General features: G+C 45.5%; 34 protein-coding genes, 1 other RNA gene and 1 pseudogene. 29 read left to right on the top strand and 7 right to left on the bottom strand.

The features are described from left to right. Window positions 1-4: 4 nt before the first annotated feature. Window positions 5-370 (top strand): Imm10 family immunity protein, encoded by a 366-nt coding sequence (locus Q0394_RS08015; protein ID WP_298946644.1) that lies wholly within the window; start codon window positions 5-7, stop codon window positions 368-370. Window positions 371-571: 201 nt separating this feature from the next. Here Q0394_RS08015 and Q0394_RS08020 read toward each other — a convergent pair whose 3' ends face one another. Beyond that, a complete protein-coding gene (locus Q0394_RS08020; RefSeq protein ID WP_298946646.1) occupies window positions 572-1,294 on the bottom strand; it encodes a lecithin retinol acyltransferase family protein in 723 nt (240 codons plus the stop codon). 70 nt (window positions 1,295-1,364) lie between these two features. On the opposite strand from Q0394_RS08020, the pseudogene Q0394_RS11975 reads away from it, so the two are divergent. The 9 genes and pseudogenes from Q0394_RS11975 to Q0394_RS08060 form a co-directional block, all read left to right on the top strand. Beyond that, window positions 1,365-1,478 (top strand): annotated as a pseudogene (locus tag Q0394_RS11975) (twin-arginine translocation signal domain-containing protein); the annotation flags it as partial. Window positions 1,479-1,514: 36 nt separating this feature from the next. Further along, a complete protein-coding gene (locus tag Q0394_RS08025) occupies window positions 1,515-1,667 on the top strand; it encodes a hypothetical protein (protein WP_298946648.1) in 153 nt (50 codons plus the stop codon). Window positions 1,668-1,719: 52 nt separating this feature from the next. Continuing rightward, entirely contained in the window at window positions 1,720-1,908 is a 189-nt protein-coding gene (locus Q0394_RS08030) for an ester cyclase (protein ID WP_298946650.1), read from the top strand. Between the two features lie 72 nt (window positions 1,909-1,980). Then, window positions 1,981-3,789, top strand: a complete 1,809-nt coding sequence (locus tag Q0394_RS08035; RefSeq protein WP_298946652.1) for a menaquinone biosynthesis decarboxylase — start codon at window positions 1,981-1,983, stop codon at window positions 3,787-3,789. A 103-nt stretch (window positions 3,790-3,892) separates the two neighbouring features. After that, window positions 3,893-4,726, top strand: coding sequence for a thiamine-phosphate kinase (locus Q0394_RS08040; protein ID WP_298946654.1), 834 nt, complete (start codon window positions 3,893-3,895; stop codon window positions 4,724-4,726). Next, window positions 4,704-5,828, top strand: a complete 1,125-nt coding sequence (truD, locus tag Q0394_RS08045; protein WP_298946656.1) for a tRNA pseudouridine(13) synthase TruD — start codon at window positions 4,704-4,706, stop codon at window positions 5,826-5,828. Before Q0394_RS08040 ends, truD begins: the two co-directional genes overlap by 23 nt. A 524-nt stretch (window positions 5,829-6,352) precedes the next feature. Beyond that, complete coding sequence (locus tag Q0394_RS08050; protein ID WP_298946658.1) at window positions 6,353-6,991, top strand: nucleoside recognition domain-containing protein; 639 nt, start codon at window positions 6,353-6,355, stop codon at window positions 6,989-6,991. Then, a complete protein-coding gene (locus tag Q0394_RS08055) occupies window positions 6,988-7,452 on the top strand; it encodes a YjiG family protein (protein ID WP_002950687.1) in 465 nt (154 codons plus the stop codon). The genes Q0394_RS08050 and Q0394_RS08055 overlap by 4 nt, the downstream gene beginning before the upstream one ends. Before the next feature lie 11 nt (window positions 7,453-7,463). Next, entirely contained in the window at window positions 7,464-8,582 is a 1,119-nt protein-coding gene (locus Q0394_RS08060) for a M20/M25/M40 family metallo-hydrolase (RefSeq protein ID WP_298946660.1), read from the top strand. On the opposite strand, the gene Q0394_RS08065 is transcribed toward Q0394_RS08060, so the two are convergent. Further along, window positions 8,566-8,724, bottom strand: a complete 159-nt coding sequence (locus Q0394_RS08065) for a hypothetical protein (protein WP_298946662.1) — start codon at window positions 8,722-8,724, stop codon at window positions 8,566-8,568. The two genes, Q0394_RS08060 and Q0394_RS08065, sit on opposite strands and share 17 nt — an antisense overlap. Window positions 8,725-8,778: 54 nt before the next feature. Here Q0394_RS08065 and Q0394_RS08070 point away from each other — a divergent pair, with 54 nt between their 5' ends. The 5 genes from Q0394_RS08070 (at window position 8,779) to rnpB (ending at window position 10,406) form a co-directional block, all read left to right on the top strand. Next, on the top strand, window positions 8,779-8,946 hold the full coding sequence (locus Q0394_RS08070) for a hypothetical protein (RefSeq protein WP_298055837.1): 168 nt from the start codon (window positions 8,779-8,781) through the stop codon (window positions 8,944-8,946). 194 nt (window positions 8,947-9,140) lie between these two features. After that, window positions 9,141-9,344, top strand: coding sequence for a hypothetical protein (locus Q0394_RS08075; protein WP_298792513.1), 204 nt, complete (start codon window positions 9,141-9,143; stop codon window positions 9,342-9,344). A gap of 18 nt (window positions 9,345-9,362) precedes the next feature. Beyond that, window positions 9,363-9,485 carry a hypothetical protein gene (locus Q0394_RS08080; protein ID WP_298055843.1) on the top strand — a complete coding sequence of 41 codons (123 nt, stop codon included), beginning with the start codon at window positions 9,363-9,365 and terminating at the stop codon, window positions 9,483-9,485. A 237-nt stretch (window positions 9,486-9,722) separates the two neighbouring features. Further along, a complete protein-coding gene (locus tag Q0394_RS08085) occupies window positions 9,723-9,932 on the top strand; it encodes an alkylphosphonate utilization protein (protein WP_298946666.1) in 210 nt (69 codons plus the stop codon). Window positions 9,933-10,080: 148 nt separating this feature from the next. Further along, window positions 10,081-10,406: RNase P RNA component class A (gene rnpB / locus Q0394_RS08090), an RNA gene on the top strand. A gap of 233 nt (window positions 10,407-10,639) precedes the next feature. Here rnpB and Q0394_RS08095 read toward each other — a convergent pair. The 5 genes from Q0394_RS08095 to Q0394_RS08115 form a co-directional block, all read right to left on the bottom strand. Then, window positions 10,640-11,056, bottom strand: a complete 417-nt coding sequence (locus tag Q0394_RS08095) for a hypothetical protein (protein ID WP_298946669.1) — start codon at window positions 11,054-11,056, stop codon at window positions 10,640-10,642. 71 nt (window positions 11,057-11,127) lie between these two features. After that, a complete protein-coding gene (locus Q0394_RS08100; protein ID WP_298946672.1) occupies window positions 11,128-11,346 on the bottom strand; it encodes a hypothetical protein in 219 nt (72 codons plus the stop codon). After that, window positions 11,333-11,725 (bottom strand): flagellar export chaperone FliS, encoded by a 393-nt coding sequence (gene fliS / locus Q0394_RS08105; protein WP_004321273.1) that lies wholly within the window; start codon window positions 11,723-11,725, stop codon window positions 11,333-11,335. The genes Q0394_RS08100 and fliS overlap by 14 nt, the downstream gene beginning before the upstream one ends. 11 nt (window positions 11,726-11,736) lie before the next feature. Continuing rightward, window positions 11,737-13,470 carry a flagellar filament capping protein FliD gene (gene fliD, locus Q0394_RS08110; protein ID WP_298946674.1) on the bottom strand — a complete coding sequence of 578 codons (1,734 nt, stop codon included), beginning with the start codon at window positions 13,468-13,470 and terminating at the stop codon, window positions 11,737-11,739. Window positions 13,471-13,472: 2 nt separating this feature from the next. Continuing rightward, window positions 13,473-13,844, bottom strand: a complete 372-nt coding sequence (locus tag Q0394_RS08115) for a FlaG family protein (protein ID WP_298946676.1) — start codon at window positions 13,842-13,844, stop codon at window positions 13,473-13,475. A gap of 147 nt (window positions 13,845-13,991) precedes the next feature. Here Q0394_RS08115 and Q0394_RS08120 point away from each other — a divergent pair, with 147 nt between their 5' ends. The 14 genes from Q0394_RS08120 (at window position 13,992) to Q0394_RS08185 (ending at window position 26,582) form a co-directional block, all read left to right on the top strand. Next, window positions 13,992-14,369, top strand: coding sequence for a hypothetical protein (locus tag Q0394_RS08120; protein ID WP_298946677.1), 378 nt, complete (start codon window positions 13,992-13,994; stop codon window positions 14,367-14,369). Next, on the top strand, window positions 14,366-14,932 hold the full coding sequence (gene rsmD / locus Q0394_RS08125; RefSeq protein WP_298946679.1) for a 16S rRNA (guanine(966)-N(2))-methyltransferase RsmD: 567 nt from the start codon (window positions 14,366-14,368) through the stop codon (window positions 14,930-14,932). The genes Q0394_RS08120 and rsmD overlap by 4 nt, the downstream gene beginning before the upstream one ends. A gap of 66 nt (window positions 14,933-14,998) precedes the next feature. Next, window positions 14,999-16,060, top strand: a complete 1,062-nt coding sequence (locus tag Q0394_RS08130; protein WP_298946681.1) for a flagellar basal body P-ring protein FlgI — start codon at window positions 14,999-15,001, stop codon at window positions 16,058-16,060. Further along, window positions 16,060-16,371, top strand: a complete 312-nt coding sequence (locus tag Q0394_RS08135; RefSeq protein WP_002953310.1) for a rod-binding protein — start codon at window positions 16,060-16,062, stop codon at window positions 16,369-16,371. Before Q0394_RS08130 ends, Q0394_RS08135 begins: the two co-directional genes overlap by 1 nt. 53 nt (window positions 16,372-16,424) lie before the next feature. Beyond that, window positions 16,425-16,628, top strand: a complete 204-nt coding sequence (locus Q0394_RS08140; RefSeq protein ID WP_002953309.1) for a flagellar biosynthesis anti-sigma factor FlgM — start codon at window positions 16,425-16,427, stop codon at window positions 16,626-16,628. Window positions 16,629-16,663: 35 nt separating this feature from the next. Beyond that, a complete protein-coding gene (flgN, locus tag Q0394_RS08145; RefSeq protein WP_298946683.1) occupies window positions 16,664-17,092 on the top strand; it encodes a flagellar export chaperone FlgN in 429 nt (142 codons plus the stop codon). A gap of 3 nt (window positions 17,093-17,095) precedes the next feature. Further along, window positions 17,096-18,949: a flagellar hook-associated protein FlgK gene (flgK, locus tag Q0394_RS08150; protein WP_298946684.1), complete on the top strand. Its 1,854-nt coding sequence runs from the start codon at window positions 17,096-17,098 to the stop codon at window positions 18,947-18,949. A 54-nt stretch (window positions 18,950-19,003) separates the two neighbouring features. Next, on the top strand, window positions 19,004-19,765 hold the full coding sequence (locus tag Q0394_RS08155; RefSeq protein ID WP_298946687.1) for a TIGR02757 family protein: 762 nt from the start codon (window positions 19,004-19,006) through the stop codon (window positions 19,763-19,765). A 135-nt stretch (window positions 19,766-19,900) separates the two neighbouring features. Next, window positions 19,901-20,449, top strand: a complete 549-nt coding sequence (locus tag Q0394_RS08160) for a superoxide dismutase family protein (protein WP_298946689.1) — start codon at window positions 19,901-19,903, stop codon at window positions 20,447-20,449. A 436-nt stretch (window positions 20,450-20,885) separates the two neighbouring features. Next, the gene (locus tag Q0394_RS08165; protein WP_002953299.1) at window positions 20,886-21,653 is read left to right on the top strand and encodes a TSUP family transporter; all 768 of its coding nucleotides are present in this window, start codon (window positions 20,886-20,888) and stop codon (window positions 21,651-21,653) included. Between the two features lie 147 nt (window positions 21,654-21,800). Beyond that, window positions 21,801-22,508 carry a F0F1 ATP synthase subunit A gene (locus tag Q0394_RS08170; protein ID WP_298946691.1) on the top strand — a complete coding sequence of 236 codons (708 nt, stop codon included), beginning with the start codon at window positions 21,801-21,803 and terminating at the stop codon, window positions 22,506-22,508. A gap of 126 nt (window positions 22,509-22,634) precedes the next feature. Continuing rightward, on the top strand, window positions 22,635-24,056 hold the full coding sequence (gene gatB / locus Q0394_RS08175) for an Asp-tRNA(Asn)/Glu-tRNA(Gln) amidotransferase subunit GatB (protein WP_002953297.1): 1,422 nt from the start codon (window positions 22,635-22,637) through the stop codon (window positions 24,054-24,056). 143 nt (window positions 24,057-24,199) lie between these two features. Next, the gene (locus Q0394_RS08180; RefSeq protein ID WP_298946693.1) at window positions 24,200-25,090 is read left to right on the top strand and encodes an NAD(P)H-dependent glycerol-3-phosphate dehydrogenase; all 891 of its coding nucleotides are present in this window, start codon (window positions 24,200-24,202) and stop codon (window positions 25,088-25,090) included. 409 nt (window positions 25,091-25,499) lie between these two features. Then, entirely contained in the window at window positions 25,500-26,582 is a 1,083-nt protein-coding gene (locus tag Q0394_RS08185; RefSeq protein WP_298946695.1) for a glycoside hydrolase family 3 N-terminal domain-containing protein, read from the top strand. Window positions 26,583-26,756 lie beyond the last annotated feature (174 nt).

Here is a 26,756-nt window from a genome sequence, read left to right on the forward strand (position 1 = left end):
AGGCGTGTTTGAGCTAAATTTTAAAGCAAAAGCCGTAACCGCTACCAAAAACAGCAAAGACAACTACTATATGATCGGTCTTGCAGATGATAAATACGACTACAAAAACTATATAATTTTTCAAAGACCGATCAAGCTCAAAAAAGGTGACGACGAGAACGCCGATATAAACGGCCTATATGCGGAGTGTAACGGCGACGTTTGCTACAACGCTTGCAAATGCGTAACCATCACCGATAAAACCATAGTTTTTGAAGTGGAGGATAGCGTCATCAGCGCCAATATAGAAGGCGTGCGGCTAAATGAACGCTTTATGAAATACTGTAAAGAGATATTTGGCGAACTGTTAAAGTGTAGCGTGCAAAAATAGTTTGTTTAAATTTAATGAATATTTTTAAAAGAAAAAGAGATAAAAAACTAAATTTTCTAAAATTTGTCGCCGTTTCAGGAGGCGTGACACTACCTACCGTGCTAAATGCTGCAAGCCAAAACGCGGATAAGATATCGAGAAATAAAGCCACGATTTAAAAGCACCTTTTAAATTTGACCAAACGTTAAAACCGTAGTCGGACTAAAATTTGATATTAAAATCCTTTGCGATCTTTGTCTTTAAATCCTCGCCGATATTTTTAAACATAGCGTTCATTTCGGCATTTTTGTCCATAAATTTCTCTATTTGCAAATTTGCCTTGTCGCTATTTTCTTTTATCATCTCGCGAGCCTTTTTCTCTACCCTATCTTTGGTGTGCTGCGCAAGCGCGGTAAATGATTTTACGAGAGTTTCTTTGATCTCGTCCTTGGTCTGTGCGCCAAAAAGCTCACTTATGATCTGCCCTAAAAATGGCTCTATCTCGCTAAAAATCGCAGAATTTTGCTTCGCGTGTTGCACCTGCTGGCTTATGTGCTCGCCAAAGACGCACTCGTTGCAAAAATGCTCGCAGTTGTTGATAAGCAGGTTGTATTTTTGCTCGCCTATGCGGGCTTTGGCGCAAAGGGCTATATCTTGGCCGCTAAGCGGCGCATTTGCGTGCTCTTTTATCTGCCAAGTATCGCTGCTAGCAAACTCCTCAAGGCTAGTCATCTCCACCTTTGCGATATTGCGTTTATCTAGCGGCACGACGTTGCTCAAGATCTCCTCAAAGCAGCTCTTTTCAAAAACTATCCCACGTGCCAAGCCGTTATAATGCACGATCATATCGTCTCCGACGTAGATGCCGTGGTGTTCGTAAAGCTTTATGCCAAACACGCTTCTATCTACAAAGACGTGATCGCCTATTTTTGGTAAATTTTCCATATTTCTCTCTATCAAATTTTTTAAAATCGCAATAAAATGGCAAATTTAGCCCAAATTTGCTAAATTTCAAATATCATCTAAATTTGACAAACCGCAAGGAGAGAATATAAAAAGACGAAATTTCTTAAAATTTGCCGCCGTTTCAGGGGCTGCGGCGCTACCTAGCGCGCTAAACGCCGCAAGCCAAAAGGCTGATAAAATATCGCAAAATAAAGCCGCAATGAAGCGCTTTGAAAAAGCTATAAACAGCGCAGACATGGCGGCTCTAAAAGAGCTGGTGGATCCAAAAGCGCCATTTCTCACGCTTACTTCGCCAGAGCCGCTTTACGGCGGAGAGGTTTACTTCGCGGTGGTAAAGATGATGCGAGATTAGCTTCCCCGACGTGCAGTGGGCGATGCAAGATATGGTGGCGGACGAGCGCTGAGTGGCGGTGTATTGGCTTTGCACGGGTACGCATGAGCATGACTTTGCGGGTGTGGCGGCGACTGGGCGTAAATTTAGCGCTAGAGTGATGAATTTTTACTATTTTAACGACGCCGGCAAGATCACGAACGACGTGGTAGCCGAGGGGATGATCGCCATCTTGCGAGCTATCGGCGCATGCGATAAATAACCGCTCCATGCTCCGCTTCGCCTTTTTCAGCTATTTTTGGCTAAAATCGCCCAAAAATCAAAAAGGCGAAATATGGACTACATCAAGCTTCTAAAAGACAGCGGCCTGCTGCGCGTCATTGACGAGCCCGCGGATATCGATCTGGAGATCGCGCACGCGAGCTACATCGAGGTCAAGTGCGAAAACTCGCAGGCGCTGCTTTTTACAAATCCCGTCTGCAAAAAAACGGGGCGCAAATTTGCTCCAGTGCTAACAAACATCTACGGCTCAAAGCGCGCTTTAGAGCTTATTTTTGGACGCGATCCCGACGAGATCGCGGGCGAGATCGAGCGGCTTTTAAAGCCTAAAAAACCTAAAAGCTTTGGCGAAAAGCTAAATTTTGCCGCGTATTTGTTTGAGATGAGAAAAATTTTCACGAAAAGATTAAAAGGCGAGGGTGAGTGTCAGCAGGTCAAATTCATGGGCGACGAGGTCGATCTATTCTCGCTTCCCGCGCTAAAAACATGGCCGCTTGACGGAGGCGCTTTTATCACGATGGGACAGGTCTATACGCAAAGCCCTGACGGCGAACTGCAAAACGTCGGCATGTACCGACTGCAAATTTACGATAAAAATCGCCTCGGCATGCACTGGCAGATCCACAAAGACGGCGCGAATTTCTTTAACGAATACAAGCGCGCTGGCCGCAAGATGCCTGTATCCGTGGCAATAGGGGGCGATCCGCTCTACATCTGGTGCGCTCAAGCGCCGCTGCCAAAGGGCGTGTTTGAGCTGCTGCTTTACGGCTTCATCCGCAAAGAGCCGGCCAAACTCGTAAAGTCGCTAACGAACGAAATTTACGTCCCACACGACGCGGACTACGTGATCGAGGGTTTTGTCGATACGGATAAATTTGAGCTTGAAGGACCGTTTGGCGATCACACGGGCTTTTATACGCCGGTGGAGCCGTTTCCTGTTATGGAGGTCACGGCGATCACGAGCAAGCGTGAGCCCGTATTTCACGCGACCGTGGTCGGTAAGCCGCCGCTTGAGGATAAGTACATGGGCTGGGCGACCGAGCGCATTTTCTTGCCGCTTTTGCGCACGACGGTACCGGAGCTTCTAGACTACAACATGCCTGAAAACGGCGTCTTTCACAACCTAATCTTGGCTAAAATCAACGCCCTTTATCCAGCGCACGCCAAGCAGGCGATGCATGCATTTTGGGGCGTGGGGCAGATGAGCTTTGTAAAGCACGCGGTTTTTGTGGGCGAGGATGCGCCAAATTTGAGCGATTATGGCGCGCTTACGGAGCATATTTTAAACCGTTTCAGCGATAAAAGCCTGCTAATCAGCGAGGGCGTGTGCGATCAGCTCGATCACGCGAGCCCGAACTCGTGCTTTGGCGGTAAGCTGGGAATTGACGCTACGCAGGATTTTTCGGTGCCTGCGCCTATGCTTTTGGACGACGCTGCGCTGCTGGCTAAATTTAAAGAAATAGAGCCAAATTTAACGCAGCTCGTGCAGTTTAAAACAAATACCAAAACTCCGATTTGTGTCGTCAAATTTGACAAAAACCGTCTCGTAAAAGAGGTTTTTGAAGAGCTTTTGAAATTTAAAGAGTACTTTAAACTACTCGTTTTCGTCGGCTCCGAAAATCGCCTGGAAAACCCGTATATGCTGCTTTGGCGCGTGACTAATAACATCGACGCCTTGCGCGATATTTACGTGCGCGATGGCACGGTCTGCATCGACGCCACCGCAAAAGGCGAGGCCGAGGGCTATACTCGCGGCTGGCCGTTGCAAACCGACTGCGACCGCGACGTCGTGGAGAGTCTCGTTAAGCGCGGCATAGTAAAAGACGAACCCGAGCTGTTTAGCAAATTTGAGATTTTCGGATAAATTTTTAAACTCGGTAAATTTAAAAGCGGCTAAATTTGCCGAGCCGCTTAAATAAATTCGTTTTTCAAGCGCCTTTTTAGCCCGAATTTTATAAAATCGCAAAATGGATAAAGAACGCCTGATAATCGATAAATTTAGCAACTCTTTCATCGGCGACGACGGCGCTGTAGTGGCGCATGAGCGCGGCCGGTGGGTGTATAGCAAGGACCTTTTTTGCGAGGGGACGCACTTTCTAGCAGGCTGGCTTAGCATGGAGGAGATCGCGCGCAAGGCGATGCTCGTAAATCTCTCCGACGCCGTCGCGATGAACGCCGAGCCTAAATTTGCGCTTTTGGGACTTGGGTTACCCAAAAATACGAGCGCGGCGCAGATCTCGGCGCTACGCAAGGGATTTGCGGACGTTTGCGACGAGTACGGCGTCACTATCATCGGCGGCGACACGATCGGCAGCGATAAAATTTTGCTTAGCGTTACGATTATTTCACGCCTCCGAGGCAAGGCGGTTTTACGAAGCGGCGCGAAAAAAGGCGATCTAGTCGCTTTTACGGGCGAGCTGGGTCAGAGCCTCAAGGGGCTTAGGACGCTTTTAAACGGCGGGCGGGTCGCGTCAAATTCTCGCTTTAAAAAGCCTGTTTTAAAAGATAAATTTTTCTATGCCGCAGCAAATAAGATAAACGCCGCCATGGACGTCTCAGACGGGCTTTGCACCGATCTAGCCAAGCTTTGCGCGCAGAGTCGCTGCGGGGCAAAATTTATCAAACGGCTAAGCAAACACGAGCTAAATAGCGGCGAGGAGTACGAGATTTTATTTACGTTTAGTCAGAAAAATCGCGCTAAAATTCTAAGCCTCGCTCGCAAAACCCGCACTAAAATCACGATCTTTGCCAAAATCACGAAAGGAAAATTTAAAAGTAATGCAAGAAACCACCATTTTTAAGCCCCTTTACGCGCTCACTCACGCGCCCATTAACGCGTATTTTAGTAAAAATTCAGACGATTTTGTGGTGCGCGAGATCCCGCTTTACGCATTTAGCGGGCAGGGCGAGCACCTCATCGTTGAAATTTGCAAAAAAGATATGACGACACAGGAAGCTTTGCACGCTCTAAGCGAGGTTAGCGGCGTAAAGATGCGAGATTTTGGCTACGCGGGGCTAAAAGACAAACAGGGTATGACGACGCAGTTTATCTCGATGCCGCGTAAATTTGAGGCCGCGCTAGCAAATTTTAGCCACGAAAAGATGAAAATTTTAAGCCTCGCCGCGCATGACAATAAGCTTCGCATCGGGCACCTAAAAGGGAACAGTTTTTTTATCCGCCTAAAAAAAGTGATGCCAAGCGAGGCTGCCAAGCTTGAACAAGCCGTGCGAAACATCGACGAGACGGGCTATGCTAACTACTTTGGCTATCAGCGTTTCGGCAAATACGGCGACAATGCGCAAAGCGGGCTGGAGCTGCTAAAATCGGGCACCGTAAACGGTAAAAAGAGCAAAAATCCAAAGCTAAACGACTTTTTGATCTCGGCTTTTCAGAGCGATCTTTTTAACCGATGGCTTAGCAAGCGCGTTGAGATTTCGAGGTTTGCGAAGGATTTTAGCCTGGGCGAGCTAACTCAAATTTACCCTTATCTTGACGGAGTGATTTTGAAAAATTTGAAATCGCAAAAGAGATTTTTTAAGCTTATTGAGGGTGAAGTTTTGGGGCATTACCCGCACGGCAAGTGCTTTTTGTGCGAGGATTTGGACGCGGAGGGCGCGCGCTTTGACGCTAGAGATATCACTAGCTGTGGACTGATCGCAGGCGCGAAGGCGTATGAGGCGCAGGGCGCGGCTAGGGCAGTAGAGGATCAAATTTTCGCGCAGGCAAATGAATATAAAGCCAAAATGACCGGCTCGAGACGCTTTGCGTGGTGTTATCTGGAGGATGCGAGCTATAAATACAACGAGGAAAAGGCTCATTTTACGATAAATTTCACGCTACAAAAAGGAAGCTACGCGACGGTGGTGCTGGAGGAAATTTTACACAAAAATATTTTTGAATGATTTGGAATAAGCGGCTTGTTTCGCGAGCGCTTTTAAATTCTTTTTGCTCCGCTTTGCTCGCAAACTGCAAGCAGAACGTAAATTTCGCCCTGCGATAGGCTATATGCCTTAGCTTGGGACGAAATTTACTTATTCCATTTGGCTACGAGCCTAGCGATGTAGAAAACATAAATCATCTCGCGATATTTGCCTTGACTTTCTATGTTAAAATTTGGCGTTATATTGCGCTAAATTTGCAAATTTCTACTTTAAATTTACTAGTTAAGCCGCTTGCTTTATCGTCGTCAAATTTTAACCCTATCGCTGTTTTAAACAAATCGCTTCAAGCCTTGGGTTCGTATTGCTAAAGCTGCAAATTTGTGGTTATTTTTATTAAATTTGATTGTTTTGAAATCAAAGTATCTAAAAGTAACATTAACTAAAATAACTAAATATTATTCATTATCTTAATCTGCTTTTTACTCATTCCTAAGCTTCGCGACTGTATATTACCTATGTATTTACTTTATTTTTAAGGAGGCTTTATGCAAGAGGCAAACGACGGCAAAAAGCTAGCGATCGGCACCGTTGCCTTGATCCTAGCTATCGTCTTTTTCGGCGGTTTCTTAAAGGATGTCGCAGGCGGTATCTTTGATTTCAGTAAGTTAACCGGACAGTTTCCGGAGTGGTTTAAGACCGCAGGCGGAACTAGCGCAAAGGGCGGTTTTATATTTGCGCTTAGCCTAGTTCCGGCGATCATGCTCGCTCTTGGGTTCGTCGCGATATTTGAGAGATATTACGCACTTTACGCGGCTTCACGCTGGCTTACTCCCGTGCTAAAGCCTCTCATCGGTATCCCGGGCTGCTGCTCGATCTCGCTCATAGCTAGTACGCAAAGCACCGACGCGGGTAGCTCCACGGCAAAGTTTTTACGCCAAGACGGCAAGATCACGCACAAAGAGCTTTTGATATTTGCCGCATTTCAGTTTAGCGCGGGCGCGATGATCACAAATTTCCTAGCATCTTTCGCTCCGTTACTTTTGGTTGCGGACAAAAATGGAGCCCTAGCGCCTATATCTATCGCGGCGGGCTTGGGAATTATTTTGGTGTTTAAGGTATTTGGGGCAAATTTGATGAGACTTTACGTCAAAAAATTCGTAAAAGACGGGGAGACTGAAGTATGAGCGAGCAAGCTAATAATAAATTATTAACCGACGTTTTCGTAGAAGGCGCTAGAAAGGGCTGGGATATCGCCGTTCACAACACTATCCCAAACGTCCTTATGGCTTTTGTTATCATACACATCCTAAAGGTCTCTGGCGCACTTGATATCATAGGCAAGTATCTTGGCTTTGTTATGCTGCCGCTTGGGCTTCCGGGCGAGTCGATAGCGGTTATCATGGCGGCGTTTCTTAGCTGGGGAGGGTCTGCTGGCGTGCTAGTGGCGCTGGTTCAGGGCGGCACTCTAACGGCTCCCGATATCGCAGTACTGATCCCAGGCATGGCGCTAGTAGGCTCTACGGTGCAGTATATGGGTCGCGTGCTAGGCGTGCTGGGCATCCCGGGCAAGCACTACTTGGTGCTGTTTGGCATATGTATCCTAAACGCCTATCTGGCTATGTTTGTAATGAGTCTCATCGTATAAAAGGATAGTCCATGAAACAAGAGGAGCTGAAACAATATCTAGCCGAGCTAAAGGAGCTAACCGATATCGAGAGTCCGACGTCTAGCATAGAGGGTGTAAATAGCGTCGCAAAGTGGTTTATAAATAAAGCTGATAAGCTCGGCCTAAAGCACGAAAAGGTCGTGCTTGGCACCGATAAGGTCGCTGACTGCCTACTTATCTCAAATAATCCGAACGCTGCGAAATTCGACGTGCTTTTCGTTGCGCATATGGATACGGTTTTTCCCGTTGGTTCGGTGCAAAACACCCCTTTTACTCAGAACGAGGGCAGGGTAAATGCGCTAGGCGTCATCGACGATAAGGGCGGCGCGCTACTATCGCTCTACGTCATCAAGGAGCTTGATCTTAGTAAAATCAACGTCGCTTTGTTTCTAAACTCGCACGAGGAGACGGGGTCAAATTTCACCAAAGAAAAGATCCGCGAATACGCGAGAAAGTCCAAATTTTGCCTCGTGATGGAGCCTGCTCGCGAGGACGGCTCGATGGTGGCGACTAGAAAAGGCGTAATGACCTACGTGATAGATTTTCACGGCGTGGGCGCGCATGCGGGCAATCATCCCGAGCTCGGTCGCTCGGCGCTCGTCGAGGCGGCAAATTTTGTAGTCGAGCTATCAAAGCTGACTGATTTTGCGGCGGGACATACCTTTAACTCCATCATCACAAACGGCGGCACCGCGCACAACGTAGTGCCCGAGTTTGCCAGCGTGACCTGCGAGATGAGGTATAAATTTGCCTCCTCGGTCGAGTTTTTTAACAAAAAGTTGGATGAAATCCTAAGCAAACCGTTTATAAACGGCGTAACTCACAAAAAGACGCTAATCAACGAAGAAGCGCCGATGATAGACGAGCAAAATTTGCCGAGGATCAAAGCGGTCTTTGACGAGGTCGCCAAAGAAACGGGCGCAAAGGTGAGCTGGGTGGACGCCGGCGGTCTAAGCGACGGCAATATAACGGCCTCGGCTGGCTGCCCGACGATTGACGGACTAGGGCCTACGGGCAGAAATATGCACACCAAAAACGAGTATATGGACGCTAGCTCCGTCGTGCCAAAGTGCAATCTCGTGCTAGACGTCATCAAAAAGCTTGTTTAAATTTAACGGCAAAAGGGTCAAATCTGATTCCTTTTGCCTTAAATTTTAAAATTTTAAAGCCTTGTTTTGTAGCTAAATTTAGTCCAAATTTAGCTACAAATTTCACCATAAAATTTAAAATAAAAACTGCCAATTTTAACACTCCCATATCCTTTCGTACTATAATTTCATTATAAATCTATTTAAAGGAGGCGCTATGAAAAAGCTACTTTTGAGTGCTGCGACGATCGGCATTTTGGTTGCTTTTGCTCAGGCAAATCCGTCTGCTGACTACGGCGAAGCGTTAAAAGCTAAGGCGCAAGGCGATTACGCAAGCGCGACGGCGCTTTTTAAATCTGCTTGCTACGAGGGCGGCAACGACTAGGCAGGGAGGTAAAGCCTAGAAGGGTACTAAAAGCGCCTGAAAGACCAAAGGATAGCGAAGAGCTGGTAACTGCCGCAAAAGAGTGCCAATAGGGTAGCACCGAGCAGTGCAAAAAGGCTTTTGGTCTTTATCAAGAAAACCGCCACAGCGAGAAATTTAAAGCATCGTCAAAGGGCTGCGAACTAGGCAGTGCAGTGCTTTGCGAGGAGGCGGGTCTGGCATACGTGAGAGGTTACGGCGTCCAGCAGGATCAGGGTACTGCCGCTCAGTTTTTCTTAAAAGCTTGTAATGCCAATAACGCATCCGCGTGCGCACGAATAGGCGTCATGGCTAGAGATATGGGCAATGTCGATGCTGCGGCGGAGATACTGGAACAGGCATGTCAGTCGCTTCCGTGAGCTTGCAGGGACCTAGCGATGATATATCAAAACGACTCATATGACCGCAAAGACGAAGAAAAGGCGCGCGCTTTATATAAAAAGGCGTGCGACGGCGGAGATAATATCGGCTGCGCCGGACTTCAGCAGATGGGCCAGTAAGGTCATCTAAAGCAAAAGACTGCACAGAGGAATAAATTTGAAGCCGAATTTTATTGGCGCAGTCTTTGATTTCGTCGCGTTTACGGCGAATTTTGGCGGACTTGGTTTCGTCAAATTTGAGCTTATTTGACGGCGACAAATTTGACGCCTATAACTCGTTTTTTTAAATTTAGCGGCTTAGATTTTGATTTTTGCTTATTTTTTAGTAAAATGAGCGCTAAATTTAAAGGAGAAAATATGCCAAAAGACGCAAACGATACCGAACTAAACGCCGGAGATAACGTAACTTTGACCAAAGATCTAAAAGTAAAAGGCGCGGGCGCGACGCTAAAGCGCGGAACCATGGTGAAAAATATTAAAATCACGGACGACGACAAAGAAATCGAAGGCAAGATCGATAAAATGGGCGTTATAGTGCTAAAGACGGAGTTTTTAAAGAAGGCTTAATCTCGTCTATGAAAAACGTAAATTTGACGCAAGATCGTTAAATTTGCGTACCTACAAAACTTAGATATACGCGTATTTTTACGCATATTAAAAATCATAAGATCTAGCCCAAGCTATCCTTAAACACGAAAAAGCTATAATCGCGCCCAAGGTATGGCAAGTGATTGCTTTTGCGTAGACAAAAGAGGAAAGTCCGAGCTGCAATAAGACGGAGTTCCATCTAACGGATGGCTGGGGCGACCCAAGGGATAGTGTAACAGAAAGCAAACTGCCGCTTTGGCGGTAAAGGTGAAACGGCGGGGTAAGAGCCCACCAGCGCGGCGTGTAAGCGCGGCGGCTATATAAACCCAACTCGCAGCAAGAAGGGGTGGTTTTGAGTCTTATGTCAAACCCTTCGCTAGAGCCAAATTGTAAAATTTGGAGTAGATAAATAATCATTCACGACAGAACTCGGCTTATCGCCATGCCTTTTTACTACTTTTATTTCATCAAATTTAGCTAGCTTGGATTTTTTAAATTCGTGGGTTTGGTTGCGATAAACCGCTATCTGGACGGCGCGTTTTGCGAAGCTTGGCAAATTTAAGCTGAGGTTTGCGGCGAGCAGCAGAGTAAAATTTGATCAAATTTGGCGAGGCGGAATCGGGTTTAAATTTGACGGCTACGGACAGGGTTTAAGTTTGAAACGGCGCAAGGCGCGTTTTTGGAGCCTAAATACTCCAAATTTCTAAAATTTGCGGGCACATAGTATTAACGGCTAGCTTAAATTTAGATTTTTGTTCGTCGTTTGGCTCGTTTATGGTTTCAAATTTTCCAAACATCTCGGCGACTTCAAGCCAGCCTGCCATATCCAGATTAAATTTAACCAAATTTGACGCGCAAAGATATCCCGCGTCGTGGTCGTAAAAAGCAACCTTGCCGTCATCTAAGCAGGCTAGCCAAAGATCGCCCGTGCCAGTATCTGCAAAGATATAAAACTCGCGCACTATCTCGCTCTCGCCCTCAAAAACAAAATTCGCTTCATCGTTAAATTTGACTAGTTCGTGCTCCTTTAGCACTCTAAAGTCGCCCGCTATTTCCGCGCCGAGTCTATCTTTTAAAGCGTCCTTTATAGCGTTTTTCGTCATATCTTTGCCTTTGTGGGATAAAATTTAGAAGGAAATTTGAGATAAAAAGCGCCGTAAATTTGAGAAATTATTTACGACGCTATGTATTTTTTTACGTTTTTTAGTTTTTCTAGCTCTTTGCCGAGCTCGGCTCTGTTTTTTTGTATCAAATTTATCGCTGCACCCAGAAGTTCCTGAGCTTGCAGGGCATCCTCTAGGCTGTCAAATTTACTAGGAGTCTCGTCCGCTAGTGCCGCGATAGTCTCCGCGTCATTGCTAGCGACGGCTATTTTTAGCTCATCCAGCCACATCGGCTTGCCCCGCGCCAGTCGTCTCTTTCCATGCTTCAAGTAGCTGTTTGGTTACGCTCACGACCTCGTTTAGGCTCTGCTCGTCGTTGTTTATATTTGCCATCGACAGCAGTTGGATCTGTCTCGTATAAAGTCCGCTTAGATAGTGCGCGACGCTACCTTGGTTGTAGTCTAATGAGTTTAGAAGCTCGATAAAGATGGCGTTCGTGCGGTTTATAAAATATACTTTTTTCTCCACGTCGTTATCTTGCATCGCTTTTCTAGCTCTAAAAATAAATCTCAAAACGCCCTCGTAAAGCATCTCGATGAGCTTAGTAGGCGACTCGATGCCGCCTACCGCGTTTTGCGAATACGCCGCGTGTGCAGTGTTGTATTGCATAAATTTACCTTTTATTTCTTGTTATATTCGGCTTCGATCATCGATTTCAGCGACGAAAATTCGCTATTTAACTTGCTGATGATCTTGTCATATGCCAAAAATCGCTCTTCCATCGTGGCGTATTTTGCATCGAGCGACTTTTGCGTCTTTTCTTTTTCGGCATCGAGCGTTTTTTTCTCCTCGATCAGGCTTTGTCCGTATTTGGTTAAAGAGCCGTTTTTTGAGTTGATTAGCCCATCTATAGTCTTTTTCGCCGAGGAAAAGATGCCGTTTACGGTCGTATTTTTCGGTGTTACGGTTGATTCGCTAAAGCCCACGGCGTTTAGCGCCGCTCCAGAACCCTTTATGCTTATTGCCGTACCGTTTGTAGTTTTTAGCGATATGCCGTCTTCGTTTGCGGTTAGCGTCGCTTGTACGCCCGATATTCCGGCATCGTTTATAGCTTTTAGCAGCGCTAGAGCGTTTTCTTTTGCCGAATTTGACGCAGGCGTAGCGGCTAAATTTATCTTTTTGCCGTTTATCACTAGATCATCGCCGCCGATAGTGAGCGCGCCGCTATCTACCGGTTTTGAGCTAAGAATCTGAGCCGTGCCGTAGGTAGTGCCGCCGGCAAATATCTTTTGGACGCTTTGCAAATCCTCATCTAGTTTTTTGCTGAGTTTTGAGCTATCTAGCTCTAGCAAACCTTCTTTGTTTAGACTTAGACCGTAGTCGGCTAAATTTGCTGTCTTTGTTACGTTATCTTTCGTGTAGGTCTGATTGCCGAATAAAATTTTATTTAGCGTCGATTTTATCGTATTTATCTCACTCACGCCTTGGAAAGTGCCCGATTTTTTCGTGTCCGAATCATAATCGGTAGCGACTTTTAGGTTGTTTACGAGATTATTATACGCCGTCACCATGCTTTGCATGCTCTCTTTTATCGCGCTCGTGTCCTCTTTGACGCTAAAAGTCGTCTTGCCGGTATCTTTTAGTTTTATCGTCATTCCTAAATTTAGATCTTTTACCTCGTTGCCGCTTCGTTTTATCGTAATGCCGTTGTAGACGAACTCGGCGTCTTGTGCCGTTGAGATTTTGTTGTTTGCGATATTTGCGCTATCCCAGCCTAATTTTTGCAAAACGTCGTCTGCACCGGTTAGGGCTGTGCCATCACTATCGACATTTGTTATCTCGACTTTATTTTCTGCACCGGTTTCTTTGGACTGCAATATAAGCTGATACGGATCTTCGCCGCCAACCTTCATCGCTTTTGCCGAGACGGCGCCGTTTGTGACCTCGTTGATCTTATCGGCTAGCTCTTCTAGCGTAGTGGAGTTTTTAACCTCGATTTTATAGGTTTGGTCTCCGACTTTTATACCAAAGGTTCCGTTTTTGCCGATAAACGAGCTTGAGGTGCCAAATTTAGTACTTTGATAAACGTCTTTTTTGGCTAATTGCTTAACATCTATGTCGATATCTTGTACTGCGACGCCCGCACTCACGCTTATATCTGCGCTCTTTCCATCCGAACTAGTGGTTCTTTTTTGATATGAGCTATCGTCTGCTAGAGTTGAAACTGAGGAGCGAAAAGTGCCTATTAGCGTTTTTAGAGCGGTCAGATCTTTTTGCTTTGTCGCATTTGCCGTGATTTTAGCAGTTACGGGTTTTATCTGACCCGCTTCGTCGGCGGCTTTTAGCTTATCTATAACGTCTTGCGTTAAAACTTGGCTACCAAAGCCAAGCGAAGAAACTTTACCTAGTGCCATTTTTAGCTCTCCTTGTCAAATAAAACTCCGACCGCCTCTCTAAAATATTCGCTTAGCTTCATTGCCTGTTCGGTCGGGATTTTGCGGATTACTTCGCCGGTTTTCATCTCCATGACGTTTACGTACATCGCGCCTATTTTGTCGTTGTAACCAAAACGTATGCTAGTGCCTAGATCTTCCATTTGTTTATTTAGCTTTTCCGTGGCTTCTTTTACTTCTTTGCTTAGCGTTTCGTTGTTTTGCTCAGTTAGATTGCGCGTCGTATCTTGCTGGATCTGCGTCCTTTCGACCTCTCTGGTTTGCGTAGAGCTTTGTGCGTGCGAGCTTGTAGCTACGTTTGCCATCGGCTGGCTCGCTACTTTGAAAATTTCCATATTTTCTCCTTTAAATATTTGCTAGCTTCTATATCGTCAAATTTGTAAATTTTTTTAGCCCCGTTCGGGAAAATTTTTGCTTAATTTAAATTTTCGCATAAATTTGTTAAAATCCAGCCTAAATTAAGGCGAGAAAAAGGAGAATTTGTGAAAGTTTCGTTTGAATGCGACTGTATTTTGCTAGGAGAGTCGCTAAGGCTATTTTTGAGGGATTTTATCTCGCCTAGAAAAGATTGCGACTTTATCGTGGCGGACAAAAAGATAGAGACCAAAAAGCCCGTTTTCGTGATCGCCGAGCATTCGCCGCATCTAAAAATCCCTTTTAGCAAAGAGGCCCTTATTTCTGCGCTTGAGGAGTTTTACTCGGCGATCCAGTTTTCAGAGCCCATTGCGCTCTCTCGCGCGACCGCGACCGCAAAAGAAGAAGCCGCGCCGCAAAACGGTTCAAATTTGGAGACTGAGGTTTCAAATTTGATAGATAAATTTAAAGAAGAGCTACTTGCGATTCTAAGGAAAGCTCGTTGAAAAATCTCTACGCTACGATTTCAAGCGGCAAATTTAAAGGTAAAAAGCTGCTTTTGCCATCGCTTCAAACTACAAGAAGCACAAAAAGCATCGTCAAAGGCTCATTTTTTGATTCGTTTCGCTACGAGCTAGCGGGTAAGGTTTTTATCGAGGCTTTCGGTGGTAGCGCGCTGATGGCCGCAGAAGCGCTAAGTAACGGCGCGGCAAAGGCCTATGCGGTAGAAATCGACAAAAACGCCTACAAGATCGCGTTACGAAACGCCAAGCTTATCGGCAACGAGCTTGAGGTCATAAACGGCGATACTTTTGATACTACGCCGGCTATCGTCGCGAGGCAAAATTTGCCCGTTATCTTGTATCTCGATCCGCCTTTTGATATCAGAGACGGATTTGCGGACGTTTATGAAAAGTGCGTAAATTTGGTGCTAAATTTGCCTAAAGATAAAATTTATCTGATCGCTTTTGAGCATGCTAGCCATATAAATTTACCCGAAAATATCGGGGCTTTTACGCTTTTAAAATCTAAAAAATTCGGAAATACCTCGCTTAGCTACTATTCTTAAATTCTTGCATCAAATTTGGAATGCTAATTGCTTTTAGTCCTTGAAAATACAAATTTAAGGACGAAAATGAAACTAGCGGCATGCTTGCTGAGCCTTGCCATATCGACTTTTGCGGCGCAGATAAAAGACATCGCAAACGTCGTTGGCGTGAGGGAAAATCAGCTGATCGGATACGGTCTGGTCGTCGGTCTAAACGGCTCTGGCGACGGCAGTAGCTCTGAGTTTACGATCCAGTCTCTTTCAAATATGCTTCAAAGCGTGAACGTAAAAATCAAGCCAGACGACATCAAATCAAAAAATACCGCCGCGGTAATGGTTATCGCAAAGCTGCCGCCGTTTGCTAGGCAGGGCGATAAGCTCGACGTCGTGATATCATCTATCGGCGATGCAAAGAGCCTTCAGGGCGGAACGCTTTTGATGACTCCGCTTAAGGGCGTGGACGGCGACATTTACGCTCTAGCTCAGGGCTCGCTAACTATAGGCGGCAAAACCGCATCTCGCGGAGGCGGAAGTAAAGGCGGCAACCACGTAACCGCGGGCACGATCCCAAGCGGCGCAATCGTGGAGCGCGAGATCGCGTACGATATCTATAATCAAGAAGCGATATTTTTAAGCTTAAAAGAGTCGAATTTCGACACCGCTTCAAATATACAAAGAGTGGTAAATTTAAATATAGGCGGCGATAGCGCCGTAGCGGTTGACTCCAGAACGATCAGGATCGCTAAGCCAAACGGAGTAAATATGGTTGATTTCGTAGCTAGGGTGTTAAATTTGGACGTGGATTATAAAGCGCTAGATAAGATCGTAATCGACGAGCGCACCGGCACGATAGTAAGCGGCATAAATATCACCGTCGATCCCGTCGTCATCACGCACGGCGATATCACGATAAAGATAGAGCCTAGCTCATACGACGATATGGCGGCAAATCAGCAAACAATCGATCTACAAGACGGCGCAGCGGTAGATCCGCTAACTAATATGCTAAAAATCAGCGGCGAAAAAACAACCGTAGCTAGCGTCGCAAGGGCGCTAAGCAAGATGGGCGCGACACCTAGCGATATCATCGCGATAATGGAAAATCTAAAACGCGTAGGCGCTATACACGTAAATTTGGAGATAATATAATGTTAAACGTAGACAGTTCGGCGGCTTTAAGCTCGTATAATAAATTTGCCACTAGTTCAATCGAAAATAGGCGCGCAAATAAGCCTCAGAGCGAGCAAGATGCGCTTTTAAAAGAGCAAACCGACGCTTTTGAGGCGTTTTTAGTTAAAAGCGTGCTGGATATCGCGCTAAAAGACGAAAATCCGTTATTCGGTAAAGACGCCGGTGACGAGATCTATCACTCGATGTATAACGATACGATGAGCAAGGCTCTGAGCGGAAATTTAGGCTTTAGTGAACTTTTATTCAATTATTTGAAAGAAAGGGCTTAAGAAAAATCAAAATTTGCCGATTTAGTTTCTAACAAATCTAAAAAGGCTTTAAAATGATAGGAACTTTGGGAGCTAAACTGGGCATGAGCCCGCAGCAAATCACTCGCTCAAACGACGTAAAAAAGAGCGAAAACATGGAAAAAACACAAGGCAAAGAAGAAAGCAAGGTTGCAAAGATAGCCGAGCAGATCGCAAACGGAACATATAAACTAGATATGTCCAAGACTGCAAAAGCCATTGCCGATACGCTTTTATAAGATTTTTTGTCCTTGCGTAAAAAGAAAGGACAAAAATGCTTAAAAAATATTTAGATGAGGCGATGGGCGTGCTAGACGAGCTCATCGCCCAAACTACGGAAGATATAGAAAAGATAAAACTAGCCGATCACACTAAGGTCGATGATAGCGTCAAACGCAAAAACGAGCTGGTTAAAAAATTCGAATCTATAAAATCGCTGCTAGATAAAGAGCTTTTAAGAGTCTCAAAAGAAAACGGCGAGGCAAATTTAAGCTCTATCCTTGACGATGAGGTAAAATCATCTCTCGCGCTTATGCGCTCAAAGCTTGAAGAGCTCTACTCAAAAAACAAAGAATACGCAAAATACGTCGTCGGAGTAAAAGAATTTTTCGATAGCTTGCTAAAAAACATGTTTAAAAGCGAGTCTGGCAGCTACGATAAAGAAGGCTTGACGCCTGAAAGTTTATTTAAAACAAGGGTTTAAAAAATGGCTAATATATTTTCGTCTTTACATATCGGAGTTAGCGGCCTAGATGCCGCGCAGACGCAGATCACTACGACAGGACACAACATCACAAACGCCGACAGCGAGCACTACACTAGACAGCGCGTCGTGCAGTCTGCCAGAGAGCCTTTTCACGATATGCCGGGCGACATCGGTACTGGCACCAAGGTCGATACGGTCGTACGCGTGCATGACGAGTTTACGTTTGCTAGACTTCGAACTTCAAATATAAATTTAGAATCAAGCGAATATAAAAAGCAAATTTTAGAGGAGATTTCGCAGCGCTTCCCTGATCTACAAAGCGTAGGCATAGGCAGGGATTTGCAAAATTATTTTAATGCATGGAACAACCTCGCTTCTAACCCGACCGAGGGTTCTCAGAAGGTAAATCTACTAAATTCGGCCGCGACGCTATCAAATAGCATAAACAAAGCTCACGATATGCTAACTAAGATCCAAAAGGACGTGGACTCGCAGATAGAAGTTGCCGTAAATGAAATCAACAAATACGCCAAGCAAATCGCGCAGATAAATAAAGAGATTGTACGTGTCGAGTCAGTCGGCACTACTAGAGCAAACGACCTACGCGACAAACGCGATCAGCTCGAACTAGCGATGTCTAAATTTGCGGGTATAAGCGTATTTAAAGGGCAGCTACAAAGTAACAATATCGATCCGACCGTAACTGATATGGGTACGAAACATCAGATAAATATATCTGGTTTTAATATTGTAGACGGTACAACGTATCACCCGCTAACAGTCGATAGGATAAGCGACAAGAGCGATTTTAAAGGTGTATTTTTCGAAAGAGACGATAGCAAGAAAGTCGATCTAAACGGACGAATCTCGGGCGGTAAACTAGGCGCCGCACTAGATCTGCGCGGACGAAGAGTGGATGATAACGGCGAATTTCAAGACGGAACGATACAAAAATACATCGACAACCTAAATACGTTCGCCAAAGGCATCATAAACGAGACAAACAATATCTACGCGAGATCGGCCGTAGAAAACGCCGTGACCGATGAGCTGGACGGCCTAAGCGACTCTAGGACGCTGATGAATTTTAACGACGACATCAAGCACGGTAGCTTTGACGTCGTAGTTTATAACAACCAAGGCCAAGAGGTCGCTCGAAAAACGATAAACATAAACGCCTCTACTACTATAAACGACAATACTCGCGGCAACTCTATCGTGCGGGACTTTAACTCCGACACCGACGATAACGGCGACAATAACTCGCTAAACGACGTGGATGATTATTTTCAGGCAAACTACCAATACGACGCGGCGACGGGCAAAGGCACGTTTGGCGTAACAGCTAAAAGAAATGCCGGCGAATACAGCGTCGCTTTCGTGGATAAGGGTACGAATTTCCCAGGTATTATCGGTGTAAATAGAGTTTTTGAAGGCGGAAACGCGAAAAATATGAGTGTAAAAAGCGAGCTGATGGAAAATCCGCACAAGCTAAAAGCCTACTCAAACCCGACTCCTGGCAACAACGAAGTTGCAAATGATATGGTGCAAATGCAGTATAAAAAAATCATATTTTACTCCGACAAGCATGCGGACAAGGAGGAGAGCGTCGAGGGCTACTATCGCTATATAACCACCGATCTAGCTAGCCAAACTCAGGCAAATAACGATCTAAACGACGCAAATACAGCTATCCATAAAGTTGCTATGTCTGAGTACCAGTCGGTTAGCGGCGTAAATTTAAACGAGGAGCTGACAAACCTCATACGCTTTCAAAGCAGTTACGGTGCGGCGGCTAAAATAATCACGACCGTAGAAAAGATGCTCGATACCTTGCTCACGCTAAAACAGTAAATTTAAATTTATTTTAGCCTTTTTGGTTTAAAATCTCGGCCAAAAAGGCTAAAAATGGACTTAAAAACATTCCTAGATCAAAACGTAATCTCTAAAAATACTCATACAGACCTGTTTGCCGCCGCCGATCCGCTACAAGTTGCCAGCAAATTTAAAACGCCCGAGATCTCGCTCATCTGCGCGCTTTTTGCTTACGGCAATGCAAAACTAATCGTAAATTTTCTAAATTCGCTCGACTTCTCGCTGCTAGATAAAGGCGAGGAGCAAATCGCCTCAAATTTGACGCAGCACAAATACCGCTTTCAAAGCTGCGAGGACGTGAGGCAGATTTTTATCACCCTTTCACGCCTAAAAAAGCACGGTGATATCGAAGGTGCGGTGAGATCGGGCTTTGAAAAAAACGGCTCGATGGTGGACGGCGTAAACGAGCTTATTAAATTTATCTACTCGCTAAACCCTTACCGCTCGGAGGGGTATGAGTTTTTCTTTGGTAAGCCATACGAAAAAGCGCCGCAAAGCCCGTATAAACGCTACAATATGTTCCTGCGCTGGATGGTGCGAGATAGCGACATCGACCTTGGGCTATTTAAAAGCCTGCCAAAAAGCAAGCTCCTCATGCCTCTTGACGTGCATACACATCGAGTTTCGCTAAATTTGGGCTTGATCTCTCGCAAAAGCTATGATTTTAGGGCTGTGCGCGAGCTAACAGACAGGCTTTGCGAATTTGACCCCGCCGATCCGATCAAATATGACTTCGCGCTCTACCGCATCGGGCAAAGCGGCGAACTGGCGCAAATTCTAAGCGAGATAAAGTAAATTTGGCGGGTTTTTCTCTCGCGAAATAGCGGCAAATTTAAGCCCTTGCGGCGCATTAAATTTAAGAAAATTTAAAGCCTAAATTAATCAAATTTAGGCTATAGTTACCTTGCAATTACATTTTAAGGAGAAAAAATGAAAAAAATCGTTTTAGCTAGCGCGGCTCTAGGCTGTCTACTCGCTACTAGCGCCCTTGCGCACGAGGAAAAAGCCTTTGATCCAAAGGCTGGCAAGCACCTAGTCGTCACTATGGAACAACTAAGCGAAAAAGGCAACACTGTCGTAGGCGAGGTAGTAGCGATCGAGACTAACTACGGTGTGGCGCTATTCCCGAATCTTAAAGGCCTTGAGGGCGGCGCGCACGGATTTCACGTGCATCAAAACGCTGACTGCGGCGCAAATGAAAAAGGCCTAGGCATGAAAGCGGGCGGTCACTGGGATCCAAGCGACACCAAAAAACACTCGTTTGCATGGGACGACAGCGGCCACAAGGGCGATTTACCTGCGCTTTTCGTTGATGCTGAGGGTAACGCGGTTTATCCAGTCCTAGCTCCGAAAATCAAAACAATCGACGAGCTAAAAGGCCACTCGCTAATGATCCACGTCGGCGGCGATAACCACAGCGACCATCCAAAGCCTCTTGGCGGCGGCGGCGCTAGAATGGTTTGCGGCGTTATAAAATAATCCCGTATTCGCCGATTTGCCGCGCTCGGCAGTCGGCGAACTTCTTTTTCTTACTCAGTCAAATTTAACGCGGCTTTAAATTCGGTGTTTCGTATGTTTTTTAAACCCGCATCTCGAAAAAGCAAAATCTCAATAAATTTTCTAAAATATCCAAATTTCGTCCGCTCGGTTTTGCAAGCTAAATTTTAAAAACTATATCAAATTTACCGTCGTTAAATAGAGCTCAAATTTGCAAAATTTATCTAAAACTTCAAAAATCGCCGAACTTGCCCGCAAAATTTACAAAACGCGCCGCAACCTAAACCGCTAAATTTAACCCCGCTCGGTAAAATTTACCCGCCGTTTCGTTAAATTTTAACCGCAGTAAAACAAAAAGCCAAATTTTATAAATTTTTAAAATTTTCGTAGTATGATTTTGCTATTTAAAGGGGCGAAAATGGACTTTGACTTCGGCGTTACGGCATATTTGATATTTTTCGCGGCGGCCTTTGCGGCAGGTTTTGTAGATGCGATCGCGGGCGGGGGCGGACTGATCGCGCTACCCACGATAATGGCTATGGGCGTGCCGCCTCACATGGCGCTAGCGACGAACAAGCTTCAAGGCACTTTCGGCAGCTTCACGGCGGCGCTAAATTTCGCCCGAAAAGGCATGATAAATTTCCGCGAAGTTTTTATCGGCATCGTTTTTACTTTTATCGGCGCGTGCGTAGGTACGGTCCTTATCTTGTTTTTGAGCGCCGAATTTTTGCGCGTTATTATCCCATTTTGTTTGATAGCGATTTTCATCTATACGCTTTTGATGCCAAAGGTCGGCGACGAAGACAGAGTCGCCCGCATGAATGCACGAGCTTTTTACGTGATATTTGGCCTAATTTTAGGCTTTTACGACGGATTTTTCGGGCCTGGAGCGGGCAGTTTTTGGACGTTTGCGATGGTTGCGCTCATCGGGCTAAATATGAAAAAAGCCGTCGCGCATACGAAAATACTAAATTTTACCAGCAACATCGTCTCTCTTGTCGTTTTTATCGCGGGCGGACAGATACTTTGGACGGTCGGGCTTTTGATGGGCGTAGGGCAGGTTTTAGGCGCGTATTTTGGCTCAAACATGGTCATGAAAAAGGACGTTAAATTTGTTAGAGTCGTATTTTTGGCCGTCGTGGGCGCGACGATACTAAAGCTTGTTTACGATAGATTTTTCGCGTGAGTGCTGATTTTAAAAAACGACGTAGAAATTTGAGCTAAATTTGACAAAAAAGCTAAAATTTGGGCGAAATTTGAGGTAAGCTTAAAAAACTTTTAACGTTTATTTGGATAAAATTGCCGTTAAATTTCATAAATCTAAGGTTAATCCATGCAAGAAAATTTGTTTTTGTTTACAGGTTGGATCGCTTCTTTGTTTACCGACAACGAGCACGTTATCCACGCGGTAAATTACGCGGGACATCTCGTTTTAGTCGCGATTATCGTACTTATCGTGGCAAAATTTGCAACTAAAAATTTGCAGCTCGTGCCTCGCGGAACCCAAAACATCCTCGAAGCGTATTTAGAAGGCGTCGTATCCATGGGCAAGGACGTGCTAGGCAGCGAAGCGCTATCTAGAAAATACCTGCCGCTAGTCGCCACCATCGGTTTGATCGTATTTGTAAGTAACATAATAGGCATAATACCTGGATTTGAGGCTCCGACTTCGAGCTTAAATTTGACCCTTACTCTAGCGTTCGTGGTTTTCGTGTTTTACCACTACGAAGGTATCCGCGTAAACGGCGTAGTTAAGTATTTTGCTCACTTCATGGGACCAAACAAATGGCTAGCTCCGATAATGTTTATCGTCGAGATCGTTTCGCATCTATCTCGTGTCGTATCGCTTTCTTTCCGACTTTTCGGTAACATCAAGGGTGATGACTTGTTCCTTTTGGTCGTACTTGCTCTTGCGTCTTACGCTGCGCTTCCGGCGTTTGTCTTGCTTACGTTTATGGCGTGCTTGCAAACATTTATCTTTATGATTCTTACTTACGTGTATCTTGCCGGCGCGATTTTGATCAGTCACGACGAGCACTAAAATTTAAATTTACGCGTCCGCCAGCTAAAATACGCTAAAAATCGGCGGGCGCAACCCCTTCTTTTTATCTAACTTAAATAAAAATCCTGCTAAAATAAGCCCTAAATTTTAAATAAAAGGCAAATTATGTTTGAAGTCGTTATCGGGCTTGAGGTTCACACTCAGCTTAATACAAAAACTAAAATTTTCTGCTCTTGCTCCACGAGCTTTGGCGATGAGGCAAATACGCACGTTTGTCCGACCTGCCTGGCGTTACCCGGATCTTTGCCGGTGCTAAACAAAGAAGCCGTGAGAAAGGCGATAAGCTTCGGCGCGGCGGTAAATGCGACTATAAATAAACGCTCGGTTTTTAACCGTAAAAATTACTTTTACCCAGACCTTCCAAAAGCTTATCAAATTTCGCAGTTTGAGATACCGATAGTGGAAAAAGGCGAGCTTTTTATCGACGTAAACGGCGAGAAAAAACGCATCGGTATCACTCGCGCGCACCTTGAGGAGGACGCGGGCAAAAACATTCACGAGAGCGGACAGAGTCTAGTCGATCTAAACCGTGCTGGCACACCGCTGCTTGAGATCGTAAGCGAGCCTGATCTGCGCAGCTCCGACGAGGCGGTTGCATATCTAAAAAAACTGCACTCGATTTTGAGATTTTTAAACATCAGCGATGCTAATATGCAGGAAGGAAGCTTCCGCTGCGACGCTAACGTAAGCATCCGTCCAAAAGGCGACAGCAAGCTTTATACGCGCGTCGAGATTAAAAATTTAAACTCGTTTAGATTTATCCAAAAAGCGATCGACTATGAGGTCGAGCGTCAAAGCGCGGCGTGGGAAGACGGTAAATACGACGAGGAAGTTTATCAAGAAACGCGCCTTTTTGATACCGTAAATTTAGTTACGCGCTCTATGCGAGGCAAGGAAGATAGCGCCGAGTATAGATATTTCCCCGATCCTGATCTGTTGCCCGTCGAGATCCCGGAGGAGATGTATAACGAAGCAATCAAGATCCCCGAGCTTGCCGAACAAAAGGTTGCTAGATACGGACGCGAGCTTGGCGTCAAAGAGGACGACGCGCTGATTTTAACTAGCAGCGTGGAGACGGCGAAGTATTTCGAAGAGCTCGTGGAAGCAAAAATATCGCCGAAACTGGCTGTTACATGGCTCATCGTTGAGCTTTTGGGTCGTCTAAAAAACGGTGCTACGATCGAGACATCGCCAGTAAATTCAACTAAAATGATAGAGCTTTTACGCCGCATAGAAGACGGTACGATAAGCGCTAAGGCGGCAAAAGAGGTGCTTGACTATCTTATGGAAAACGAGGGTAGCGTAGACGCCGTCATCGAAAAATTGGGATTAAAACAAGTCAGCGACGACTCGGCTATCGTAGCAATAATAGATCAAATTTTAAGCGCGAACGCCGATAAGGTCGCCGAGTATAAAAGCGGCAAGGATAAGCTTTTTGGATTTTTCGTCGGTCAGACGATGAAAGAGGGTAAAGGCGCGTTTAACCCAGCAAAAGTAAATGAGCTTTTAAAAGAAAAATTAGGTTAAATTTTGCGTGCGCCGCTATTTTGACGTTATTTGGCGGTGTGGTCAAATTTAATCCGTTTAATTTTCACAAAAGTAAGTTTTGTCTTGCGAGCGGGCCGGTTAAATTTAGCTAAAATAAACGTAAATTACAAAAAAGAGAAAAAATGAAAATAGCCATCATCGGAGCGGGAAAGTGGGGCAGCGCGCTTTTTCATGCGCTTTCGCAAAAAAACGACTGCGTCATTAGCTCGCGTAGGCAGCTTGAAGGCGCGCATTTTGTAGGCCTAGAGGAGGCGCTAAAGTGCGATCTGCTCGTCGTTGCCATACCTTCGCAGTCCGTTAGCGGTTGGCTAAAAGAGCATTTTAAAAACTTTGGACAGAAAATTTTGGTCGCCTCAAAAGGTATTGAGACTTCGAGTTTACGATTTTTAGACGAGATTTACGAGCAGCATGTAGATGCGGCAAATTTAGCCTTTCTGTCGGGTCCGAGCTTTGCTAAAGAGATACAAAATGACCTTCCGTGCGCGCTCGTGATAAACTCCAAAAACGAAGCCATTGCCCGCGAGATTTCAGCGCTTTTCCCGCAAAATATCAAAGCCTACGCCAGTAGCGACGTTATCGGAGCTGAGATCGCAGGCGCATACAAAAACGTCATCGCCATCGCAGGCGGTATCTGCGACGGGCTCGGGCTTGGCAACAGCGCTCGCGCCAGCCTCATCTCGCGCGGACTTGTCGAGATGGCGAGGTTTGGCGAGTATTTCGGCGCGCAACAGCAGACCTTTTTGGGGCTTAGCGGCGCGGGCGATCTGTTTCTCACGGCTTCGTCCGTACTATCGCGCAACTACCGCGTGGGTCTGGGGCTTGCTAAAAATGAGAGCCTTAACAAAATCCTAAACGATCTAGGCGAAGTCGCCGAGGGTGTGGATACCTCGTACGCGATAGAAAAGATCGCCGCCGGTAAGGGCATCTATACGCCGATAGTAAACGAGGTTGCGGCGATGCTGCGCGGTAAAGATGTACAGGAAAGCTTGAGAGATTTGCTGAGCAAGAAATAAAATTTGACTAAAACTGAGTATTTTACGGCGTATTGCTGTGGATGTAAATTTGGCTTGCGAGGCTGTTATTTGTCTATTTCTGAACTAATTTTTCATATTTTTGTGTGCCGTAAAATTTGAAAACGTTAAATTTGACTAGATTATTTGCCTACTTGACTTTTGCCGTTTTTAGCTAGAAAAAATGAAAAACAATAAAATGTCCATACTGGCTATAAAAAACGTCAACTAAAGAAAATATTGTCAAATATCCTCAAGAGACAATTTGTGCAAAAAATTTTTCTTACTTACAACAAATTTATATATTTTCAATTTTGTTGTATTGTCGCATCAGCTTGCTCAAAACCTCACCCAAATTCCTTAAATTTATCTAAAATAGTGTAAAATCCACAAAAACAAAAAAAGGAAAAGTATGAAAAAATTTATAGCCGCACTTTTTTCGGCGCTATTTTTGGCGGGTTTACCGACTGCGCTAAATGCCGCGCCGCAAATGCAAGAAAAGCCGACACTTCGCAAAATGATAGCTCAAATGATAATGGTCGGCTTCAACGGCTCTGATCCTAAAACCGCCAAAGAAGCTGTTTCAGAGGCTAAATATCAGCGTTTTGGAGGCGTAATGCTGCTGGGTAAAAATATCTCGGACAAAAAGAACCTCACGGCGCTAACAAGCGCATTTAAAGAGGCGCAAGAGGGCATTTTTATCGCTATCGACGAGGAGGGCGGACGGGTCACGAGATTTAAGGATAAAGAAGATTTTGAGACCTTTATCTCGGCGCAAAAAGTGGCAAAAACGCTTGATCTGGGCGCTGCGGGCGAGCTTTACGGCAAGATGGCGCAGCAGCTAAAAGACGTCGGCGTAAACGTAAATTTCGCTCCCGTAGTCGATGTGCTAAATCCAAAATCCACCATCATCGGCTCGCGCGGCAGGGCGTTTAGCGCCGATATAGACGAGGTTTCGCTGTATGCGAGCGAGTTTATGAGAGCCTCGCAGTCCCGCGGCGTGATAGCTGCGATGAAGCACTTCCCGGGCCACGGCAACGTCGAGGCCGACAGCCACACGGCAAAGGTCGTGATCGAAAAATTCGACTATGCCGAGCTTAAGCCGTATTTTGACGCGGTTCGCAAAAACGAAGCCAAGATGATAATGGTCGGCCACATCTACCTCATGCAGCGCGACTCTGAGCTGCCGGCCTCGCTCTCGCCGGCGATCATCGACGGCTTGCTGCGCGGCGAGCTAAAATTTGACGGCGTAGTCATCAGCGACGACATGCTCATGGGCGGACTAAAGGACTTTACGCTGCAAGAAAAGGTGATAAACTTTATCAACGCAGGCGGCGACGTGATGCTCTTTAGCGACTACAAGATAGACGGGCGCAGGACTGCGGAGCTCGTCACGCAGCTGGTCGTGGATGCAGTGGGCGCCAAGCAGATACCAAAAGAGCGCATCGAGGAATCCTACGAGCGAATAATGAAGCTAAAAAATAGCTTAAAATAGGTTGCTTAAGGGGCAAATTTGAGTTTTTAGCACGGTGGCTGAAGTCAAATTTGCTTTTTTGTCTCGTTTTGTAAATTTGAGTTCAAATTTGACGACATTTTAAATTTGAACTCAAATTTTAACGCCCAAATTTTACTGCCTAGCTCGCCAAACACGTACCGCTTTGGCGCAAAT

Origin of the sequence: uncultured Campylobacter sp., assembly GCF_938039205.1 — a bacterium.
Taxonomy (GTDB): domain Bacteria; phylum Campylobacterota; class Campylobacteria; order Campylobacterales; family Campylobacteraceae; genus Campylobacter_A.